Origin of the sequence: Streptomyces sp. NPDC096339, assembly GCF_044762985.1 — a bacterium.
Classification (GTDB): domain Bacteria; phylum Actinomycetota; class Actinomycetes; order Streptomycetales; family Streptomycetaceae; genus Streptomyces.
Window position 1 is genome coordinate 82377 of record NZ_JBIWFI010000027.1, and the last position, 21453, is coordinate 103829.

General features: G+C 71.5%; 16 protein-coding genes and 1 riboswitch. Of the genes, 12 read left to right on the forward strand and 4 right to left on the reverse strand.

Annotated elements, in window-relative coordinates; translation table 11 throughout:
* Positions 1-53 precede the first annotated feature (53 nt).
* On the forward strand, positions 54-1577 hold the full coding sequence (locus ACIQ5Y_RS28215; protein ID WP_403886381.1) for a protein kinase: 1524 nt from the start codon (positions 54-56) through the stop codon (positions 1575-1577).
* On the opposite strand, the gene ACIQ5Y_RS28220 is transcribed toward ACIQ5Y_RS28215, so the two are convergent.
* Entirely contained in the window at positions 1565-3922 is a 2358-nt protein-coding gene (locus tag ACIQ5Y_RS28220; protein ID WP_403886304.1) for a YfhO family protein, read from the reverse strand. The two genes, ACIQ5Y_RS28215 and ACIQ5Y_RS28220, sit on opposite strands and share 13 nt — an antisense overlap.
* A gap of 232 nt (positions 3923-4154) precedes the next feature.
* On the opposite strand from ACIQ5Y_RS28220, the gene ACIQ5Y_RS28225 reads away from it, so the two are divergent.
* Both ACIQ5Y_RS28225 and ACIQ5Y_RS28230 read left to right on the forward strand, forming a co-directional pair.
* The gene (locus ACIQ5Y_RS28225; RefSeq protein WP_403886307.1) at positions 4155-4796 is read left to right on the forward strand and encodes a SurA N-terminal domain-containing protein; all 642 of its coding nucleotides are present in this window, start codon (positions 4155-4157) and stop codon (positions 4794-4796) included.
* Between the two features lie 9 nt (positions 4797-4805).
* The gene (locus ACIQ5Y_RS28230; RefSeq protein WP_403886310.1) at positions 4806-5864 is read left to right on the forward strand and encodes a nucleoside triphosphate pyrophosphohydrolase; all 1059 of its coding nucleotides are present in this window, start codon (positions 4806-4808) and stop codon (positions 5862-5864) included.
* Between the two features lie 16 nt (positions 5865-5880).
* Here the strand turns inward: ACIQ5Y_RS28230 and ACIQ5Y_RS28235 are convergent, their stop codons facing one another.
* Positions 5881-7092: a globin domain-containing protein gene (locus ACIQ5Y_RS28235; RefSeq protein ID WP_403886313.1), complete on the reverse strand. Its 1212-nt coding sequence runs from the start codon at positions 7090-7092 to the stop codon at positions 5881-5883.
* 121 nt (positions 7093-7213) lie between these two features.
* Here ACIQ5Y_RS28235 and ACIQ5Y_RS28240 point away from each other — a divergent pair, with 121 nt between their 5' ends.
* From ACIQ5Y_RS28240 to ACIQ5Y_RS28280, 9 genes are all read left to right on the forward strand, one after another.
* Positions 7214-8518, forward strand: coding sequence for a cytochrome P450 (locus ACIQ5Y_RS28240; RefSeq protein ID WP_403886316.1), 1305 nt, complete (start codon positions 7214-7216; stop codon positions 8516-8518).
* Positions 8519-8621: 103 nt separating this feature from the next.
* A complete protein-coding gene (locus ACIQ5Y_RS28245; RefSeq protein WP_403886319.1) occupies positions 8622-9662 on the forward strand; it encodes a transglycosylase family protein in 1041 nt (346 codons plus the stop codon).
* A 276-nt stretch (positions 9663-9938) separates the two neighbouring features.
* Positions 9939-10109, forward strand: a riboswitch (cyclic di-AMP (ydaO/yuaA leader).
* A 2-nt stretch (positions 10110-10111) separates the two neighbouring features.
* On the forward strand, positions 10112-10822 hold the full coding sequence (locus ACIQ5Y_RS28250; RefSeq protein ID WP_403886322.1) for a transglycosylase family protein: 711 nt from the start codon (positions 10112-10114) through the stop codon (positions 10820-10822).
* A 276-nt stretch (positions 10823-11098) separates the two neighbouring features.
* Positions 11099-12385, forward strand: coding sequence for a phosphopyruvate hydratase (gene eno, locus ACIQ5Y_RS28255; RefSeq protein WP_403886326.1), 1287 nt, complete (start codon positions 11099-11101; stop codon positions 12383-12385).
* A 106-nt stretch (positions 12386-12491) separates the two neighbouring features.
* Positions 12492-12980 carry a septum formation initiator family protein gene (locus ACIQ5Y_RS28260; protein ID WP_389133563.1) on the forward strand — a complete coding sequence of 163 codons (489 nt, stop codon included), beginning with the start codon at positions 12492-12494 and terminating at the stop codon, positions 12978-12980.
* A gap of 42 nt (positions 12981-13022) precedes the next feature.
* Positions 13023-13574, forward strand: a complete 552-nt coding sequence (locus tag ACIQ5Y_RS28265) for a DUF501 domain-containing protein (protein ID WP_403886329.1) — start codon at positions 13023-13025, stop codon at positions 13572-13574.
* A complete protein-coding gene (locus ACIQ5Y_RS28270) occupies positions 13571-14512 on the forward strand; it encodes an exopolyphosphatase (protein WP_403886332.1) in 942 nt (313 codons plus the stop codon). The genes ACIQ5Y_RS28265 and ACIQ5Y_RS28270 overlap by 4 nt, the downstream gene beginning before the upstream one ends.
* Before the next feature lie 436 nt (positions 14513-14948).
* Positions 14949-16334 (forward strand): NAD(P)/FAD-dependent oxidoreductase, encoded by a 1386-nt coding sequence (locus ACIQ5Y_RS28275; RefSeq protein ID WP_403886335.1) that lies wholly within the window; start codon positions 14949-14951, stop codon positions 16332-16334.
* A gap of 125 nt (positions 16335-16459) precedes the next feature.
* Positions 16460-17875, forward strand: a complete 1416-nt coding sequence (locus tag ACIQ5Y_RS28280; RefSeq protein ID WP_403886338.1) for a class I SAM-dependent methyltransferase — start codon at positions 16460-16462, stop codon at positions 17873-17875.
* A gap of 65 nt (positions 17876-17940) precedes the next feature.
* Here ACIQ5Y_RS28280 and ACIQ5Y_RS28285 read toward each other — a convergent pair whose 3' ends face one another.
* Together ACIQ5Y_RS28285 and ACIQ5Y_RS28290 are read right to left on the reverse strand one after the other, a co-directional pair.
* Positions 17941-20484, reverse strand: a complete 2544-nt coding sequence (locus ACIQ5Y_RS28285; protein ID WP_403886341.1) for an ABC transporter permease — start codon at positions 20482-20484, stop codon at positions 17941-17943.
* 52 nt (positions 20485-20536) lie between these two features.
* Entirely contained in the window at positions 20537-21310 is a 774-nt protein-coding gene (locus ACIQ5Y_RS28290; RefSeq protein ID WP_403886344.1) for an ABC transporter ATP-binding protein, read from the reverse strand.
* Positions 21311-21453: the final 143 nt, after the last annotated feature.

Sequence of the window (21453 nt, forward strand, 5' to 3'; positions counted from 1 at the left end):
ACCGGCTCATCGGCGACCGCTACCAGCTCGCCACCATCCTCGGCCAGGGCGGCATGGGCCAGGTCTGGACGGCCTACGACCGGCGCCTCGACCGGCGCGTCGCGGTCAAACTGCTGCGCCCCGACAAGGTCGCGGGCCCCGGCACCGTCGCCGAGGAACTGCGCCGCCGCTTCGTGCGCGAATGCCGGGTGACGGCCCAGGTCGACCACCCCGGGCTGGTCACCGTGCACGACGCGGGCAGCGACGGCGACGAACTCTTCCTGGTCATGGGGTACGTCGAGGGCGCGGACCTCGCCGACCACCTCGCCGAGCACGACCCCTACCCGTGGCAGTGGGCGGTGTCCGTCGTCGCGCAGCTGTGCTCGGTGCTGTCCGCCGTGCACTCGGTGCCGATCGTCCACCGGGACCTGAAGCCCCGCAACGTGATGATCCGTCCCGACGGCACCGTGCTCGTCCTGGACCTCGGCGTCGCCTCGGTGATGGACACCGACACCACCCGCCTCACCAGCACCGGATCGCCCATCGGCAGCCCCGCCTACATGGCACCCGAACAGGCCATGGGCGGCGCGGTGGGCCCGTACACCGACCTCTACGCGCTCGGCGTGCTGCTGTACGAACTCCTCAGCGGCAACGTCCCCTTCGCCGGCTCCACCGCCCTCGGCGTCCTGCACCGCCACCTCTACGAGCCCCCGCAGCCGGTGCGCGGGCTGCGTCCGGAGGTCCCGGCGGAGCTGGAGGCGATCCTGCTCCGCCTCCTCGCCAAGGACCCCCAGGAGCGCCCCGGTTCCGCGCAGGAGGTCTACGAGGCCCTCACCCCGCTGCTGCCCGCCCGCGGCAGCGCCGCCCCGGCCGGTCCGCTCGACCCCACCCGCCCCTTCCTGCGGCCGCAGGCCCCCTGGCCCGACCGGGCCCCTTCGCTCACCGCGACCCCGGGCGCCCCGTCGACCTCGGGCGTCTCGTCGACCTCGGGAATCCCGTCCGTCCCCGGTGTCCCGCCCCGGCCGAGCGCGCCGCCGACGGCGCCCGCCAAGCCGGACATCCCCGGCGCCGTGGACCAGGCCCGGCAACTCCTCTCCCAGGGCCGTCTCACCCAGGCCGTGGACATCCTCGGCGGCATCCTCCCGGCGGCCGCCGCCGAGCACGGCGAGCACTCCCCGGTGGTCCGCTCCCTGCGCAAGCAGTACGCCGCCACGCTCATGGACGACGGCCAGTACCGCCGCGCCCTGCCCGAACTGCGCCGCCTCGCGGACGAGTTCCCGGCGGGCGACCCCCAGGCCCTGCGCTTCCGCTACGACTCGGCCCAGTGCCTGGAGCAACTGGGCGAACCGGCGGCCGCCCTGGCGGAGTACCGCTCGCTGCTCCCGCTCTTCGAGAACCACTACGCCAACCCGGACCCGGGCCTGCCCCTGGAGGTCCGCCGCCGGATAGCGCACCTGCAGCTCTCCCTCGGCGACCGCCAGTCCGCACACGACACCCTGGTCCGGCTCCTGTTCGACGCGGAACGCCTGCACGGCCCGGCCCACCCCTTCCCCGCCGAGGTGCGCCGGACCCTCCAGTGGCTGGGTCAGATGCGCTGACGACGCCTTCGCAGCGCCAACCCCAGCAGGACGGCCAGGGCCGCACCCGCCGCAGCGACGCCCGGCAGCAGACCCGGCGGGCGGAAGGAACAGGCGACGGTGGTGGTGCGGCCGTCGAGGGGGACCGCGACCAGGCCCAGGTATCCCCCGGCCGGGCGGTCGTTGCAGGTCCAGCCCGCGATCGCCGGGACGGACAGCACCGCCGTACCCGTGGCGCCCGGCGGCAGGGTCGCCCGGACCCCCGAGGAGTCGACCCGCACCGAGGTCGCGGCCGTGGCGCGCAGGGCGACCACCGCCGGTTCGAGGCGCGAGCGGTCCAGGCAGGACAGGGTCCAGCGGGGCGGCGCGGCCGCGTCGAAGACCAGCGCCGAGGAGGCCCCGCGGGAGACCCCCAGCGGCTGGACCGCCGCCCGGTTGCGGGGGGCGTTGCCGTTCAGCCGGAACGCGGGCCCGTCGGCGAGGCGGGCCGTCGCGTTGTACTCCGGGGCCCACAGGAAGGCCTCGGTGCCCGCGCGGCACACCCCGGGCGCCTGCGGCTCCTCGTACACCTTCGCGCCCAGCAGCAGTTCCTGGTTGGCGAACGGCGAGTCCCCGTAGGAGCCGGGCGCGCCCGGCGGGCGGGTCGTCACCAGCGGGGGCACCTGCGCGCGGCGGACCGTGCCGTCGGGCTGCAGGCGGGCGCCGACCGCGAACACGGCGTCCGTCACCGGGCTGTCGATGCTCTGGACGTTGCGGCCCCGTGAGGTCCAGCCGGCGCCCAGCGCCACCATCGTGTTCGTGAACACCGCCGGGGTGTGGCTGCTGTAGTACGCGCCGCCCTCCCCGCCCAGCAGCACCGGATCGTTGCCCGTCAGGGCCGGCCGGCTCGGGTCCGTGCGGTACGCGGGCCAGCCCTCGGCGCCCGCCAGGGCCTCGGCCCGCGCCGTATGGGCCGCGGACCACGACGGGTAGTCGTCGAGGCCGCCGAGCTTGCCCTTGTGGCCGTAGGCCGTGGTCGCGGCGGCCTGACCCGCGAGCACCGCCGCGAGCAGCGCCGCCGCCGGGAGGAGCAGCCGGCGGTGGCCGAGCGCCCACCAGGCGGCGCCCGCGAGCACCAGCCCGCCCGCGAACAGTACGTATCCGATCCGCGTCGTGAGGGGGCTGTCGGCCGCCCACGAGGCCGCCGCCGTCAGCAGCCCCGCCCCGCCCGCCAGGGCGCGCGGCCCCGGCAGCCCCGCCGACAGCCCGGCCCAGGCGGCGATCACGGCGATCCCGGCCAGGACGAAGGTCTGCCGGTACGGGCTGCCGTTCGGCGTCGCGAACAGGTGCCAGGCCAGGTGCGTCGGCGCCCACTGGAGCGAGAGCGCCACCGCCGCGGTCAGCCCCGCCCAGCACAGCCGGGTCCGCGCGGGCACGGCCCGGTGGAAGGGCAGCGCGGCCACCAGCAGCAGCGTGCCGGTGCCGACGAACACGGCGGGGGAGGAGAAGGAGTACGTCGCCGGCAGCAGCCGCGCGAACAGGTCGGCCCAGGACACCGGCCGGAACTCCTTGACCCACCCCGGGTAGGCCTGCCCGGAGCTGAGGAACAGCGGCAGCAGCACCGGAGCCGCCAGCGCGATCCCCAGCACCGTCGTCCCGGCCGCCCGCCCGACCACGGCGAGCCGGGCCCGGACCCCCTCCCGCGCCAGTACGACCCGTACGAGCACCACCAGCGCGGCGCCCAGCGTCGCCATGTAGGCGGTGTAGAAGTTCGCCGTCCAGCAGACGGCCACGACCAGCACGCCGAGCACGGGGCGGCGCCCGCGCAGCGCCCATTCCCCGGTCAGGCACAGCATTGGGAAGGCGATCAGCCCGTCCAGCCACATCGGGTTGTAGGAGGCTTCGATCACCGACCAGCCGCACAGCGCGTACGAGGCCCCCAGCAGCCCGGCCGCCCACCACGGGCCGCGCCGCTGGGTGCGCAGCAGCCAGGCCATCGCCGCAGCGGCGGCCGCCGTCTTGAGCACGGTGACCACGTACACGGCGAGGTCGATGTCCGCGCGCGGGAACAGTCCGACCAGCGGGGCGAACGGGCTGGTCAGATAGGTGCCCAGATCCGGCAGGAAACTCGTGCCGTACCCGGAGCGCCAGTTGAACAGCAGCCCGCCCTCCGCCCGCCCGTGCAGCAGGTCCCACAGCTGCGCGTGGAAGGGCACGAACTGGTTGCCGAGGTCGTTGATGCTGCGGTGGCGCGGCCCGTACGGGAAGACGCGGGCGACGGCGTCCCCGGCGCACACGGCCACCGTCGTGAGCAGGGCGGCGAGCGCGGAGCCGTGCAGGCTGCGGCGGCGCGGTGCGCCGCGCGGAGAGCGGTGCGGTGTCGACATGGTGGGCCGACCTTGGCAGTACCGGGTGGCCGGGGGATGGCGTGCGGGTGGCCGGGTGCCGACGCGGCCGCCGGACACGCCGATGGCGGCCGACTCGCCCACGGGCGGGGCGTGTTCAGTCCGTGCGCGAATCGTTGGTCGAACCAGTGGCTCGGATCACCCCGACCTCATAACATCGATCACCGCACGGCCTTGTGCAAGAACGCACAATCTCCCGGCCCTGGAGGCTCCTTTGCACCGTCGCACAGCGATCTCCGTCTCCGCCGCCCTGCTCCTGGCGGCCCCCCTGCTGTCCGCCTGCTCCGGCGAGACCCGCCCCGGTACCGCGGCCGTCGTGGGCGGCGAACGGATCACGACCTCCGCGCTCCAGGCCCAGGTGAACGACGTCCGGGCCGCGCAGAACCGGACCGGGCAGGGCTCCGCCGAGCTCATCGCCAGCACCCCGAACCTGGAGCGGCAGAAGCTCGACGCGATGCTCCAGAGCCGGATCATCGACAAGATGGCCGACACCGCCGGGATCGAGGCCACCGACAAGGACGTCGAGGAGGCCCGCAAGGCGCTCGTCGCCGAGGAGGGCGGCACCAAGCAGTTCGAGGCGAAGCTCCTCCAGGGCGGCGCCATGGCCCCGGACCAGGCCGACCGCTTCCTGCGCAACCGGGTGCTGCTGGCCAAGCTGACCGCCAAGTACGGCAACGGGAAGCTCGAAGAGCCCGCCCGGGCCGCCGTGAAGGCGCTGCACATCGAGGTGAACCCGCGCTACGGGGCCTGGGACGACCAGCAGATCAGGCTCGGCGCCGGGGAGACCCCCTGGATCGTCCAGCGCTCCCGGGCCGAGGGCGCCCCCGTGGATCCGATGGCGGCCGCGCAGAGGTAGGTTCGAAGGGTGACCGACCACGCACCCACCGACCCCGCACCCACCGACCCCGCATCCGCCGACCCCGCGTCCACCGCGGAGCCCACCGGCCGCATCGTCCTGCTGACCACCAGCCACCGGGTCGCCCCCGGCGTGCTGTCCTGGCCGGCGTGGCAGACCCTGCACGCCGCGGACCGGGTGCTGTGCGCCGATCCCGGCCACCCGCAGCTGCCGTACCTGCGGGAGGCCGGCATCGAGGTCGAGCACGAGACCCCCGACGCGCACGCGCTCGTCGAGGCCTGCGCGGGCGGCCGCACGGTCGTGGTGCTCCCCGGCGGGGAGGGCGACCAGCGGCTCACCGACGGGCTCGCGCGGCTCGCGGGCTCGGGCCGCTTCTCGATGCCCGACCTGGAGCTGCTGCCGGGCTCGTACGACCTGCCGGGCGCGCGGCTGCTCGACGTGGTCCAGGTGATGGACCGGGTCCGGCGCGAGTGCCCGTGGACCTCGCGGCAGACCCACGAGGGGCTGGCGAAGTACGCGATCGAGGAGGCGTACGAACTCGTCGAGGCCATCGAGGCCGGCGACCGCGGGGAGCTGCGCGAGGAGCTCGGCGACGTCCTGCTCCAGGTGGTCTTCCACGCGCGGATCGCGCAGGAGGGCACGGGCGATGACGGCGACGAGGACGAAGAGGGCGTGGACGGGGCGTTCTCCATCGACGACGTGGCCGGGACCCTGGTCGAGAAGCTGATCAACCGGCATCCGCACGTGTTCGGCGACGCGTCGGCCGAGACCCCCGAGGACGTGCACGAGCACTGGCAGCGCACCAAGGCGGTGGAGAAGCGGCGGGAGTCGGTCACCGACGGGATCCCGCTGGGCCAGCCCGGTCTCGCGCTCGCGGCGAAGCTCGCCGGCCGTGCCCGTGCGGGGGAACTGGCCGTGGAGCTGCCCAGGGGTGAGGGCGTGGGGTACGAGCTGCTGGCGCTGGCGGCGCGCGCCGAGGAGGAGGGGGTCGACCCCGAGACGGCTCTGCGAGCGGCGGCCCGCGTCTACCGGGATGCGATCCGTGCGGCCGAGGGCGTCGGCGAGTAGCCGCCGGCAGCGGTGTTCAGGTGCTCCGGCCGTCGTCGGGCGCTCGGCTCGAAGGGTCGTGCCAGTGCGGTGACGGGCGGTTCAGGAACCACTCGCCGAAGCCCAGGGGGCGACCCTGGCCCTTTCCGCCGGCGGGTACGGAGTCGTGGAAGATCCGGTCGGGAGGGACACCCAGCTCCTCAAGGAGTTGGGCGGTCTCGTTGATGAACCGCGGTGGCCCGCTGACGTAGACGTCCTGGTCCGGCCAGAGCCCCCGGTTGCCGAGGGCGGTGACGAGCCGGTCCGTGGCCTGGTTGCGGTGCCGGCCGGGAGCGGGCGTGATGTAGGTGACGCCCAGCCAGTCGCAGCCGGCGGCGTGCTCGTCGATCAGCGGCCGGTCGTAGAGGTGCGCGGCGTCCCTCGCCACGACGAACAGCCGCACGTCCTGATCGGGAGGATGCTCGGCGAGTTCCTCCAGCATGGCCCGGACCGGTGCCCAGCCGGTGCCGGCGGCTATGAGGCTGACCGGCCGGCCATCGCGGCGCAGGGTCATCCGCCCGCCGGCGGCGGCGAGGCGCAGCACGTCGCCCGGCTGGGTGTCGCGGACCAGGGAGGTACTGAGGCGGCCCCGGTCGATACGGCTGACGTGCAGGTCGACGGTGCCGTCGGGGCGGGGCGCGTTGCCGATCGAGTACGTGCGCCAGGTCGTCGGGACCCGTTCGCTGCTCACGCTCGTGTACTGGCCGGGGAGATAGGGGAAGGGGACCTCGGGCTTGAGGGTGAGCACGCCGATGTCCTCTCCGTACTGGAGGTGCCGTATGACCTCGGCGTCCCACCACGGCGGGTCGTCGCTCCCGGCGGCGCCGGCCATCATCGAGTCGGCGATCACCTGGTAGGCCTCGGACCACGCCTTCTCCGTCTGCGTGGTCCACGCGTCGCCGGAGGTCTCGGCGAGCGCGGCGAGCAGGCTGGAGCCGACGGCCGCGTAGTGCTGGGGACCGACCAGGAACTTGCGGTGGTCGCGCCCCAGGTCGCGTAGGTAGGGGCCCAGGTCCTCGTTCTCCAGGTGCGCGATCACGTGCGTGAGCGCGGCGAAGAGCCGGTCCCGCTGTCTTTCCATGTCTTCGAAGGAGGCCGGGAAGAGCTCACGGAATCCGGGGTTGTGCCAGAAGAGGTGGGAGTAGAAGAACTTGACCGCGTGTTCGGCCCGTCTCTCCACCACCGCGAAACTGCTTTTCAAGATCCTCACGTCCACAGAACCGAAAGTAGGAACGCCGCGGCACGCGAGGTCAAGCTGAGGGCCATCTACGGACAGCCGCGGCGAACCGGCCATATGGGGTGACGGGCGGGAGGCGGGATACGGTCGTCGGGTGCACGAGCAGACTCCCGCAGCCCCCGCAGACGTCCCCGCAGACCCCTCTTCCGCCGAAGGGCCGACCCTCTTCGACTGGGAGTTCGCGACCGATCCGTATCCCGCCTACGCCTGGCTGCGCGAGCACTCCCCGGTGCACCGCACCAGGCTCCCCAGCGGGGTCGAGGCCTGGCTGGTCACCCGCTACGCCGATGCCCGCCAGGCCCTCGCCGACCAGCGGCTCAGCAAGAACCCGGCGCACCACGCGGAGCCCGCTCACGCCAAGGGGAAGACGGGGATCCCGGGGGAGCGCAAGGCGGAGCTGATGACGCACCTGCTCAACATCGACCCGCCGGACCACACCCGGCTGCGGCGGCTGGTGTCGAAGGCGTTCACCCCGCGCCGGGTGGCCGAGTTCACCCCGCGGGTCCAGGAGCTCACGGACCACCTCATCGACCGCATCGTCGAGAGGCAGCACGGCGCGGAGAAGGGGGAGGCCGACCTCATCCACGAGTTCGCCTTTCCGCTCCCCATCTACGCCATCTGCGAGATGCTCGGCGTACCGCGCGAGGACCAGGACGACTTCCGCGACTGGGCCGGGATGATGATCCGACACGGCGGTGGTCCGCGCGGCGGAGTCGCCCGTTCCGTGAAGCAGATGCGCACCTACCTCGGGGAACTGATCCACCGAAAGCGGGACGATCTGGGCAATGACCTCATCTCGGATCTGATCCGGGCGAGTGACCACGGCGACCACCTGACGGAAGCCGAAGCCACCGCGATGGCTTTCATCCTGCTTTTCGCCGGTTTCGAAACCACGGTCAACCTGATCGGGAACGGGCTGCACGCCCTCTTCATGAACCCCGATCAGCGCGAGCGCCTCCAGGCCTCCCTCGCCGCCGGGGAGAGCGGCCTGCTGGAGACGGGGATCGAGGAACTCCTGCGCTACGACGGCCCCGTGGAGCTGGCGACCTGGCGGTTCGCCACCGAGCCGATGACCCTCGGCGGCGAGGAGATCGCGGTCGGGGATCCGGTCCTGGTCGTCCTCGCGGCGGCCGACCGGGACCCCGAGCGGTTCGCCGACCCGGACACCCTGGACCTCTCCCGGAGTGACAATCAGCACCTCGGCTACGGGCACGGCATCCACTACTGCCTGGGCGCTCCGCTCGCACGACTTGAAGGACAGACCGCGCTCGCGAGTTTGCTGACGCGTCTGCCGGATCTGGAACTCGCCGTTCCGGCCGAAGACCTGCGCTGGCGCGGCGGACTCATCATGCGTGGCCTGCGCACTCTTCCCGTTCGGTTCGCAGTGCCGAACGCCTGAGCGCCGCCTGACCCGAAGTCAGTTCCCGACCGAACTTGTGACATCCGTTCGAAGGCCGCTAGGTTCTGCCGTTACCCCGCCGTTATGCGAAAGGTGCAGCCTCATGCGTTCCGGGAACGGCCGCCACAGACGCCCCCGTCAGGTGCCCGCGATAGTCGTCACTGCCGGAGTCACCGGCTCCGCGCTGGCTCTGCCGCTGCTCGCCGCCACCGGCGCGAGCGCGGCCGACACCTCCACGTGGGACAAGGTCGCCGAATGCGAGAGCGGCGGCAGCTGGAGCGCCAACTTCGGCAGCGGTGCCTACGGCGGCCTCCAGTTCACCCAGGATGAGTGGGCGGAGGCCGGCGGCCTCGACTTCGCCGAGCGGGCCGACCTCGCCAGCCGTTCCCAGCAGATCGCCATCGCCGAACGGGTGCTCGCGGCGAAGGGCCCGCAGGCGTGGCCCATGTGCGCGGCGCCCGCCGGACTGGACGCCCAGGGCCCCGCCGCGGTGGTCGACCCCGGCCGGCCGGGCAGCGTCAAGCCCGCGCCCTCCCGCCCCGACGACGTCGTGCCGCCCTCCGGAGCCGTACCGCCGTCCACCGACTTCGGGGCCCCGACCCCGGGGATCGCCGACGGACCGCTCGGACCGAACCTCGGACTGCCCGTCATGCCCCCGGCCGACCTCCCCGTTGAGGAGCCCACGGTTCCGGGCAACTCGAACAACCCGGGCGACAAGGGCAATCAGGGCAACCCGGGCGGTCAGGGCAATCAGGGCAACTCGGGTAAGCCCGCGGACCCGGGTGTCCCGACCACACCTCCCACGACGGCGCCGACCGACCCGACCCTGCCTCCGGTCAACCCGACCAACCCGGTCGACCCGAGCGCCCCCACGGCGCCTGACGCCACGACGGCACCGTCCGCCACGCCCGGTGAGGGCAGCGGCAAGCACCGTGGGGCGCCCGCCGCCGAGGTGCCGGTCGCGCCTGACGCCGCGTCGGAGCCCGTCTACACGGTGAAGACGGGCGACAACCTGGCGGCCATCGCGGATGCCAAGGGGGTCAAGGGCGGCTGGAACGCCCTTTACAAGGCCAATGAGCAGGTCATCGGTGGGGACGCCAACTTGATCAAGCCTGGACAGAACCTGGATCTAACCGGCAAATAAGGGCACTTCACCGGACCGGTAAGAGTTGATTGTCCGTTTTCTGTAAGTGAGACATGTGTCTCTTCCGGTCAACTGGCGTGTCTCGCCTCGGGGCTTGCGCAAACCCCGTCCTCACCTGCGCAAACACCCCCGAGAAGGGCGCAAGTAGGGGCCGTTTCTCCCCGATGTCGCGCGTTGAACATCGGGGAGAGACCTGCCTACCTTCTGAATCGCCCGCCACCGCGGGCTCCTTCGACCGCATCGCCGAGTCCTGCCGGCGGACGGGGGGAACAGTCGTCGCGTCAAGCGCCGAAGGCAGGAGCGGGGGAACCAAGGTAGGCGCCGGGCGCGGCCGTTGAGAGACGGCGGCAACCGGCTAGGGGTCAAGACGTGCGCTAGGTCGCACGGCCGGGCAACTCATCCGCCCGAACCCGACAGCTCACCTCGTAGGCGTCGGTGAGGAGAACCTCATGCTGCTTTCCGGCAAGGGCAAGCACCGTCGCGCCACCAAGGCCGTCCGCATCGCCACGCTCGCCGGTGTCGCCGGCGCCGTCGTCGCCGCGCCGCTGATGGCCGCGGGCACCGCGAGCGCCGCCACCGCGGGCGAGTGGGACCGCGTCGCCCAGTGCGAGTCCGGTGGCAACTGGTCCATCAACACGGGCAACGGCTACTACGGCGGCCTGCAGTTCTCTTCCTCCACCTGGGCCGCGTACGGCGGCAAGGCGTACGCTCCGCAGGCCAACCAGGCCTCGAAGTCCCAGCAGATAGCCATCGCGGAGAAGGTCCTCAAGGGCCAGGGCAAGGGCGCCTGGCCGTCCTGCGGCGTGGGTCTGTCGAACTCCTCCTACGCCGGCGGCGGCTCGACCGAGACCCCGAAGACCGAGACCAAGAAGACCCAGCCGAAGAAGACCGAGACCAAGAAGGCCGAGACCAAGAAGGTCGAGACCAAGAAGGCGGAGACCAAGCGCTCCGAGGCCCCGGCCCCGACCACCCGCTCCGAGCGCACCGAGGCCCCCAAGACGGGCAACGGCTCGTACGAGGTCAAGGACGGCGACACCCTGGGCGCCATCGCCGACGCCAACGGCGTCAAGGGCGGCTGGGAGAAGCTCTTCGAGCTGAACAAGGACATCGTGTCCGACGCCGACCTGATCTTCCCCGGTCAGAAGCTGAAGCTCAGCTGAACAATGCGGCAATAGCCGCAGGCGTCTTCACCACACGTAACAGCCCCACCGCCCGGCGCGCCTTCCCCTCCACGCGCCGGGCGGTGGCGTGTGTACGGGCCAAGGCGCCTTCCTCCAGAGTCGTATGTCCTGGAACGGTGGTATTCGGGCCCTTTTTCGTCCCAGGACCCGGGCGGTCGGCGGGCCGAGTGCCCGGAGCCGGTTAGGCTCTAAGCGGCAAGGCCGTCCCACGGCCTGACATGCCGCCGCACACCCAGCGTCACATCCCAGAAGGAGATGCTCGTGCCGTCCATCGACGTCGTCGTAGCCCGGGAAATCCTGGACTCCCGAGGCAACCCCACGGTCGAGGTCGAGGTGGGCCTCGACGATGGCAGCACCGGCCGTGCTGCAGTTCCGTCCGGTGCCTCCACCGGTGCATTCGAAGCCGTAGAGCTCCGTGACGGTGACCCCAACCGTTACCTCGGCAAGGGCGTCGAGAAGGCCGTCCTCGCCGTCATCGAGCAGCTCGGCCCCGAGCTCGTCGGCTACGACGCCACCGAGCAGCGCCTGATCGACCAGGCGATGATCGACCTGGACGCCACCGAGAACAAGGGCTCCCTCGGCGCCAACGCCATCCTCGGTGTCTCCCTCGCCGTGGCGCACGCCGCGTCCGAGGCCTCCGACCTTCCGCTCTTCCGCTACCTCGGCGGCCCGAACGCGCACCTGCTGCCCGTTCCGATGATGAACATCCTCAACGGTGGGTCGCACGCCGACTCCAACGTCGACATCCAGGAGTTCATGATCGCCCCGATCGGCGCGGAGTCCTTCTCCGAGGCGCTGCGCTGGGGTGCCGAGGTCTACCACACCCTCAAGAAGGTCCTGCACACCAAGGGCCTGTCCACCGGTCTCGGTGACGAGGGCGGCTTCGCCCCCAACCTGGAGTCCAACCGCGCCGCGCTCGACCTCATCGTCGAGGCCATCAAGCAGGCCGGCTACACCCCGGGCAAGGACATCGCGCTCGCGCTCGACGTCGCCGCGTCCGAGTTCTACAAGGACGGCAAGTACGAGTTCGAGGGCCAGTCCCGCTCGGCCGCCGAGATGACCGACTACTACGCCGAGCTCGTCGAGGCGTACCCGCTCGTCTCCATCGAGGACCCGCTGTTCGAGGACGACTGGGCCGGCTGGAAGACCGTCACCGAGCGCATCGGCGGCAAGGTGCAGATCGTCGGCGACGACCTCTTCGTCACCAACCCGGAGCGCCTGGCCCGCGGCATCGAGGAGGGCTCCGCGAACGCCCTGCTCGTGAAGGTGAACCAGATCGGTTCGCTGACCGAGACCCTCGACGCCGTCGAGATGGCCCAGCGCAACGGCTTCAAGTGCATGATGTCGCACCGCTCCGGTGAGACCGAGGACGTCACCATCGCCGACCTCGCCGTCGCCGTGAACTGCGGTCAGATCAAGACCGGTGCCCCGGCCCGCTCGGACCGCGTCGCCAAGTACAACCAGCTGCTGCGCATCGAGGAGATCCTCGACGACGCCGCGGTGTACGCGGGCCGCTCCGCCTTCCCGCGCTTCAAGGGCTGATCCGGACCTCCGGGTCTAGCCTCCGTACGTCCCCGCACTCGGTCCCGTACCGTGTGCGGGGACGTATTGGTTGGTACGTGTACGTGTACACAGGGGAGGCGGATCAATGGCCGGGAACCGGGATCGGTTCTCCACCTTCTCCACCGCGACCAGGCTCAAGCAGCTCGGCGAGCGGACCGCCGCCCACGTCTACCGCTCCCAGTCGCGCCGTCAGGTCCGCCGCAGCCGGCTCACCGGACGCGCGGCCCTGCTGGTGCTCGTCCTCTGTACGCTGGTCGTCGCCCTCGCGTATCCGATGCGCCAGTACGTCTCCCAGCGCTCGGAGATCGCGGAGCAGCAGAAGGCGGCCGCCGCGGCGCGGGACCGCCTGGAGCGGCTCCGCGACGAGAAGGCCCGCTGGCAGGACGACGCGTACGCCGAGCAGCAGGCGCGCAAGCACCTGCACTTCCTGCGCCCGGGGGAGATCGGCTACATCATGACCGACCCCGGAGCCGAGGCCGCCGAGCGGCACCGCACCGGCAAGGCCGGTACCGTCCGGCCCTGGTACTCCAACGTCTGGGACGGCGTCGACAAGGCCGACCGCCCGGGCGACTGAGCACCGCACCCATCCACGAGAACGAAGAGACTTCCTCCAGGCATGCAGACGCCCCCGCCCCAGACCGACCGGACCGAGCCGACCGACGCCGACGTCGATGCGTTCCAGCAGCAGCTCGGCCGCCCGCCGCGCGGGCTGCGCGCCATCGCGCACCGCTGCCCCTGCGGCCAGCCGGACGTGGTGGAGACCGCCCCGCGGCTCCCCGACGGCACCCCCTTCCCGACGCTGTACTACCTGACGTGCCCCCGCGCCGCCGGCGCCATCGGCACGCTGGAGGCCAACGGCGTGATGAAGGAGATGCAGGCCCGGCTCGCCGAGGACCCGGAGCTGGCCGCCGCCTACCGGGCCGCGCACGAGGACTACATCCGGCGCCGCGACGCGATCGAGGTGCTCCAGGGCTTCCCGAGCGCCGGCGGCATGCCGGACCGGGTCAAGTGCCTGCACGTGCTGGTCGGCCACTCCCTGGCCGCGGGCCCGGGCGTGAACCCGTTCGGCGACGAGGCCCTGGCGATGCTGCCGGAGTGGTGGGCCAAGGGCCCCTGCGTCACCCCGTGCGCCGACAAGGCGGACAAGAAGGAAGAGGACGCGAAGTGACCCGGGTCGCGGGCATCGACTGCGGTACGAACTCCATCCGGCTCCTCGTCGCGGACTGCGACCCGGCCACCGGCGACCTGGTCGAGCTCGACCGCCGCATGACCATCGTCCGGCTCGGCCAGGGCGTGGACAAGACGGGCCGGCTGGCCCCGGAGGCCCTGGAGCGCACCTTCGCGGCCTGCCGCGAGTACGCGGAGGTCATCAAGGAGCTCGGCGCGGAGCGGGTGCGCTTCGTGGCCACCTCCGCCTCGCGGGACGCCGAGAACCGCGACGATTTCGTGCGGGGCGTCAAGGAGATCCTCGGCGTCGAGCCCGAGGTGATCACCGGGCACGAGGAGGCGGAGTTCTCCTTCACCGGTGCCACCAAGGAGCTGACCTCCCACGAGCACCTGGAGCGGCCGTTCCTGGTGGTGGACATCGGCGGCGGCTCGACCGAGTTCGTGGTCGGCGAGGAACACGTGCGGGCGGCCCGTTCCGTGAACGTGGGCTGCGTCCGGATGACCGAGCGCCACCTGGTGGTCGACGGGGTCGTCACCGACCCGCCGACCGCCGCGCAGATCGACGCGATGCGGGCCGACATCGAGGCCGCGCTGGACCTGGCCGAGGAATCGGTCCCGCTGCACGAGGCCCGCACCCTGGTGGGTCTGGCCGGCTCGGTGACCACGGTCGCCGGGATCGCGCTCGGCCTGCCGGAGTACCTCTCCGAGCGGATCCACCATTCCCGGATCTCCTACGAGCAGGTCCGGGAGATCACCGGGCGGATGCTGACGCAGACGCACGCCGAGCGCGCGGCGATCCCGGTGATGCACGAGGGCCGGGTGGACGTGATCGGCGCGGGCGCCCTCGTCCTGCTGGCGATCATGGAACGCGTCGGGGCCTCGGAGGTCGTCGTGTCCGAGCACGACATCCTGGACGGGATCGCCTGGTCCGTAGCCTGAGACAGGGCGCGGCGGGCAGCGGATTCCCAGGCGGAACGGACTCCTCGGCTGCCTCTGGAGGGGTCTGCGGGGGACTTTGGTCCCTTGATCCACATGAACTTCGTGAAGTTCTTCACAAGGAAAAGGGGTCTGCGGGGCAGCTGGAGGGGCCGTTCGAGGCTCTTCCGGGGCCCTCAGGCCCGTTTCTCCGAGCGTTCGTGCGAATGTCGGAGCCGACGGGTTCCGCGTCAGACGTATGGACAAAGGCCGGTGGTCCAGTCCGGTTGAGGGCCTACGGCCCAGTTCAGGACGGGTGAACAACGATTCCCGATGTGCTGCGGTTCCCGTTGCGCGCCATGACTTCGGTCACGCGGGCCGCGGAGTGTAGCAGAGGGTTCCCGGCACCTTGTGAAGGGGCTCACGAGCATCACCCCTGGGGGTGCTGGATACTCGTTCCATGAGCACCACGGAGCGTCCCAGGATCCTCGTTGTAGGAGGTGGGTACGTAGGTCTGTACGCGGCCAAGCGCATCATGAAGAAGATGCGTTACGGCGAGGCGACCGTCACGGTCGTCGACCCGCGGTCGTACATGACCTACCAGCCCTTCCTCCCCGAAGTGGCCGCAGGCAGCATCTCGCCTCGGCACGTCGTCGTCCCGCTGCGACGCGTGCTGCCCAAGGCAGAGGTACTCACCGGCCGGGTCACCAGCATCGACCAGGACCGCAAGGTCGCCGTCGTCACGCCGCTCGTCGGCGAGGCGTACGAGCTGCCCTTCGACTACCTGGTGATCGCGCTCGGTGCCGTCTCCCGCACCTTCCCGATCCCCGGCCTCGCCGAACAGGGCATCGGCATGAAGGGCGTCGAAGAGGGCATCGGCCTGCGCAACCACGTCCTCGAGCAGCTCGACAAGGCCGAGTCCACGACGGACGAGAACGTCCGCCGCAAGGCCCTCACCTTCGTCTTCGTCGGCGGCGGCTTCGCCGGCGCGGAGACCATCGGCGAGGTCGAGGACATGGCCCGCGACGCCGCGAAGTACTACTCCACGATCAAGCGCGAGGACATGCGCTTCATCCTGGTCGACGCGGCCGACAAGATCCTCCCCGAGGTCGGGCCCAAGCTCGGCACCTGGGGCAAGGAGCACCTCGAGTCCCGCGGCATCGAGATCTACCTCAACACCTCCATGGACTCCTGCGTGGACGGCCACGTGGTGCTGAAGAACGGCCTCGAGGTCGACTCCAACACCATCGTGTGGACCGCGGGCGTCAAGCCCAACCCGGTGCTGGCCCGCTACGGCCTGCCGCTGGGCCCGCGCGGCCACGTGGACGCCGACCCGACCCTCCAGGTCAAGGGCACGGACTACATCTGGACCGCCGGCGACAACGCCCAGGTTCCCGACATCGCCGCCCGCAAGGCCGGCGTCGAGAACGCCTGGTGCCCGCCGAACGCCCAGCACGCGCTGCGCCAGGCCAAGGTCCTCGGCGACAACGTCATCTCGGGCATGCGGGGCTTCCCGCAGACCGAGTACTCGCACTCCAACAAGGGTGCGGTGGCGGGCCTCGGCCTCCACAAGGGCGTCGCGATGATCGTCATGGGCAAGATGAAGATCAAGCTCAAGGGCCGTCTCGCCTGGTACATGCACCGTGGCTACCACGGCATGGCCATGCCGACCTGGAACCGCAAGATCCGCGTCTTCGCCGACTGGACCCTCGGCATGTTCCTCAAGCGCGAGGTCGTCTCCCTCGGAGCGCTGGAGACCCCGCGCGAGGAGTTCTACGAAGCCGCCAAGCCGGCGCCGGCTCCGGCCGCCGCCTCCGCCCCGGCGGAGAAGGCCAAGGCCTCGTAAGCGCTTCGGCGCAACTGAACGACCCCGAAGGGGCCGCCCGCCATCCGTGGTGCGGGCGGCCCCTTCGGCGTACCCGGAGCCCGGGATGGGTAGACGGATTCGTCGGAGCTTTGTGGAGGTGCGCAATGAACGACGCCGCGCCGCGGCTCGCTGCTCTAGCCGAGACCCTGCTGGGAGCCCCGCTGCCCGTGCGCATCCGCGCATGGGACGGCAGCGAGGCGGGCCCGCCCACTGGTCCCGTGCTCGTCTTCCGCCGCCGCCGTGCCGTGCGCCGGATGCTGTGGAAGCCGGGTGAACTGGGCCTGGCCCGCGCCTGGGTCGCGGGCGACCTGACGGTCGACGGCGACCTGTTCGAGCTGCTGGACCGGGTGGCCGGCCTCGTCTGGGAGAAGGAGCGCGACCGGCCGCCGGCCGCCCTGTCCGCGCCCGCAGGCCAGGCCGGGAGGCGGGCCGGCCTGACCCGGCCGCTCGCGGCCCTGGGCGCCGTCGCCGACCGCGCGAGGGAGGCCCGCCCGGCCGCCCTGCCGGAGGCCGCCCGGCTGCTGCGGGACCCCGAGCGGCGGGCCGCCGTACGCGCTCTGATCGCGCTCGCCGGACCGCTGCCGCCGCCCGCGCCCCCGGCCGAGGAGGCGGCCGTACGGCGCGGCGGGCCGCAGCACAGCAAGGGACGCGACCGGCAGGCCGTCAGCCACCACTACGACGTCGGCAACGAGTTCTACGAACGCGTGCTCGGCCCCTCGATGGTGTACTCCTGCGCCTACTGGACCCCCGGCGGGAGCCTGGAGGAGGCCCAGTACGACAAGCTCGACCTCGTCTGCCGCAAGCTCGCGCTGCGGCCCGGCGACCGGCTCCTCGACGTCGGCTGCGGCTGGGGCTCCATGGCGGTGCACGCGGCCCGCGAGTACGGCGTCCGGGTCACCGGGGTCACGCTCTCCCGCGAGCAGGCCGCGTACGCCCTCAAACGCGTCGCCGACGAGGGTCTCACCGAGCTGGTGGAGATCCGGATCCAGGACTACCGGGACGTCAAGGACGGCCCGTACGACGCCGTTTCCTCCATCGGCATGGCCGAACACGTGGGCGCGGAGCGCTACCAGGACTACGCCCGCACCCTGCACGCCCTGCTGCGCCCGGGCGGACGGCTGCTGAACCACCAGATCGCCCGGCCCCCGGAGCCCGACGAAGACGCCTACCGGATCGACGAGTTCATCGACGCCTACGTCTTCCCCGACGGGGAGCTCTCGCCGCTCGGCAGCACCGTCGGCGAGCTGGAGCGGGCCGGCTTCGAGGTCCGCGACGTGGAGGCGCTGCGCGAGCACTACGGGCTGACCCTGCGGGCGTGGGTGGCGCGGCTGGAGGCGCACTGGGACGAGTGCGCACGCCTGACCTCGCCCGGCCGCGCCCGGGTCTGGCAGCTGTACATGGCGGCCTGCGCCCTGGGCTTCGAGCGGGGCCGGCTCGGCGTCAACCAGGTCCTCGCGGTGCGGACCTCCGCGAAGGGGGAGTCGGGCCTGCCGCTGCGGCTGCGCACCTGGACCGAGTAGGGCACGGGACGCGGAAGGGCCCCGGGGCTGTTGCCCCGGGGCCCTTCCGCGCGTCGCGCCGCGTGCTATTCCGTCTTGATGGCGGTCAGCATGTTCAGGCGGGCCGCGCTGCGGGCCGGCCACATGGCGGCCAGGACGCCGACCAGTCCGGCGAGGGCGAAGAAGATCCCGATCCGGTCGAAGGGGATGACCAGCTCGTAGCCCGGGACCGAGCCCGCGATGGTCCTGCCGCCGGCCCAGGCGAGGAAGACGCCGACGCCGATGCCGAGGACCGCGCCGAAGAGCGAGATGACCACGGCCTCCAGACGGATCATGTTCTTGACCCGGGGCCGGTCGAGGCCGACCGCCCGCAGCATGCCGATCTCCTGCTGGCGCTCGTAGACCGACATGGCCAGGGTGTTGACCACACCGAGGACGGCGATGATCAGGGCCATCCCGAGCAGGCCGTACATGATGTTCAGCGCCGTGTTGATCGAGCCGGCCATCTCGTTGCGGATGTCGGCCTTGTCGGAGACCTTGATGGCCGGGCTCTTGCCCAGGGCGTCGACGACGGCCTGCTGGTTCGCCTCGGAGGCGCCGCCGGCGGTCTTGACCAGGACCTCGGGCAGGTACTGCTCGTCGTTGTGCAGGCTGAGGATCTTGTTGTCGAGGACGTAGTCGTCGAGCTGGTCCTTGCCGTCGAAGATCGCGCCGACCTGGAGCTTGCCCTTCTGGCCGTCGTAGAACTGGGCGTCGAGCGTGGAGCCGACCTTCAGGCCCTTCTTCTCGGCCTCCTTCGCGGAGACCATCAGCTTGCCCTCGCCCAGAGCGGCGAGGCTGCCGCCGGTGGTCTTCACGTCCAGTACGTCGGCCAGCGCGGCCGGGTTGATCCCGTTGACCACCTGGGAGGTGCCGGCGAGCTTGACGATCTCGGTGGTCTTCGGGGAGACGGCGGTGACGCCCTTGCCCTTCTCCAGCGCGGGGAGCACGGACTTGTCGAGGGTCATGCCCTCGCCGGCCATCGTGACCTTGTAGTCGGCCTTGACGTTCTGCGTGGTCGCCTTGTCGACGGCCTGGCCCACGGTGATGCCCATCACCGACATGGCGGTGACCAGGGTCAGACCGATCGTCAGGGAAGCGGCGGTGACGGCGGTGCGGCGCGGGTTGCGGACCGCGTTCTGCGCGGCGAGCTTGCCGGCGACGCCGAACACCTTCTCCAGCAGCGGGCGGACGAGCGCGATGACCGGGCGGGAGAGCATCGGCAGCAGGACGAACAGGCCGATGAGGAGGAGGAAGGCGCCGCCCGCGATGGTCGTGCGGCCGTCGCTCTTCTGGCTGACGCCGAGCAGGACCACGCCGATGCCCGCGAAGGCCATGACGCTGCCGATGGAGTTGCGCAGCACCAGGGACTTCATGGTGGCGGGCAGGTGGGCGCTGCCCATGGCGGCGACGGGGGCGATCCGCGAGGTCCGCCAGGCCGGCAGCAGGGCCGCGGCCATGGTGACCAGGACGCCGATGACCAGCGCGATGACGACGGTGGCCGGGGCGATGATCAGATCGCCGGCCGGGATCTTCGCGTCGAACAGGCCCATCGCGGAGCGCATGGCGACGGCCAGGCCGACGCCGGAGACCATGCCGATGGCCGAGGAGACGAGGCCGACGACTCCGGCCTCCATCAGGACGGAGCGCCTGACCTGGGCGCGGTTGGCGCCGACGGCGCGCAGCAGGGCCAGTTCCTTGGTGCGCTGGGCGACCAGCATGGTGAAGGTGTTGTAGATGAGGAAGATGCCGACGAAGAGGGAGACGCCGGCGAAGATCAGCAGGCCGGTGCTCATGCCGGACATGGCCCGCTCGATGTCCTTGGCCTGCTCGGCGGCGAGGGCGGCGCCGGTCTTGGCCTCGGAGTTCTTGCCGAGGAGGGGCTTGATCTCGGTCAGCAGTCGCTCGGCGGTGGTGCCGGCCTTGGCGCCGACGGACAGTTCGCTGTAGAAGCCGGGCTGGAGGTAGAGCTCCTGGGCGACCTTGGTGTCGAACAGGACCAGGCTGCCGCCCGCGTTGACCGCGCCGTCCTCCGTGGTGAAGACGCCGGAGAGGGTGTACTCCTTCACCGGGCCGTTGGTGGCGACGCGGATCCTGTCGCCGACCTTGTACTTGCCCTTGGCGGCGGTCTCCTTGTCGAGGGCGACCTGGTCGGCGGCGGCCGGGCCGGTGCCGTCGGTGAAGTCGTAGCGAGGGTCCTTGCCGTCCTTGACGGGGGCGTAGTTGGAGCCGGCGTTGGCCCAGCCGCTGCCGATCAGCCGGCCGTGCTCGTCGCCGACGCCGGCGAAGCCGGTGACCCGGCCGGAGACGGAGTCGACGCCGTTCAGCGCCTTGACCTTGTCCAGGGTCTGCTGACTGATGCCGGGGTCGCCCTGCTTCTCGCCGTCCTCGTTGCGGGAGGCCCCGCGGTCGGTCACGGAGACCGCGACACCGCTGTAGGACTTCGCGGACTGGTTGGACATGGCGTTGCTGAGGGTGTCGGTGAAGACGAGGGTGCCGGAGACGAAGGCGACGCCGAGGGTGACGGCCAGCACCGTCATCAACAGCCGGGCCTTGTGCGCGAGGACGTTGCGCAGGGCGGTACGGAACATGGTGGAGGGATCCAGGTCTAAGGGGTCGGCAGGGACGGGGAGGGGGCGTCCCTCAGCTCGTACGGCCCTTGGAGTCGAAGGCCTTCATGCGGTCCAGTACGCCGTCCGCGGTGGGTCCGTACATCTCGTCGACGATGCGGCCGTCGGCGAGGAAGATGACGCGGTCCGCGTAGGAGGCGGCGACCGGGTCGTGGGTGACCATGACGACGGTCTGGCCGAGCTCGCGCACCGAGTTGCGCAGGAAGCCGAGGACTTCGGCGCCGGAGCGGGAGTCGAGGTTTCCGGTGGGCTCGTCACCGAAGATGATCTCGGGGCGGGAGGCCAGGGCGCGGGCCACGGCCACGCGCTGCTGCTGGCCGCCGGAGAGCTGGGTGGGGCGGTGGGAGAGGCGGCCGGAGAGGCCGACCATCTCGATGACCGTGTCCAGCCACTGCTTGTCGGCCTTGCGGCCGGCGATGTCCATGGGGAGCGTGATGTTCTCCAGGGCCGTCAGGGTCGGCAGCAGGTTGAAGGCCTGGAAGATGAAGCCGATCTTGTCCCGGCGCAGCTGGGTGAGTTGCTTGTCCTTGAGGGAGCCCAGCTCGGTCTCGCCGATGCGCACGGACCCGGAGGAGAAGGTGTCCAGGCCGGCGACGCAGTGCATCAGCGTGGACTTGCCGGAGCCCGAGGGGCCCATGATCGCGGTGAACTGGCCCTGCGCGAAGTCCACGGAGACGTTGTCGAGGGCGACCACCTGGGTCTCGCCCTGGCCGTACACCTTGGAGAGGCCCGTCGCGCGGGCGGCCACGGCCTGGATGGTGCGCGGGGCGTGGTTCATGGTGGTCACGGGAGGGCTCCTCGGTCTGCGGTGCGGGGACTTTTCCATCGTCTCCGCACCGAACGCGCTCGGGATCAGCCGCGGTGCCGGTTCGCAGGCCCACTGGAGTCTGACCGCGGACACGTCCGCATACGCCTCTGGTATGACGGCGA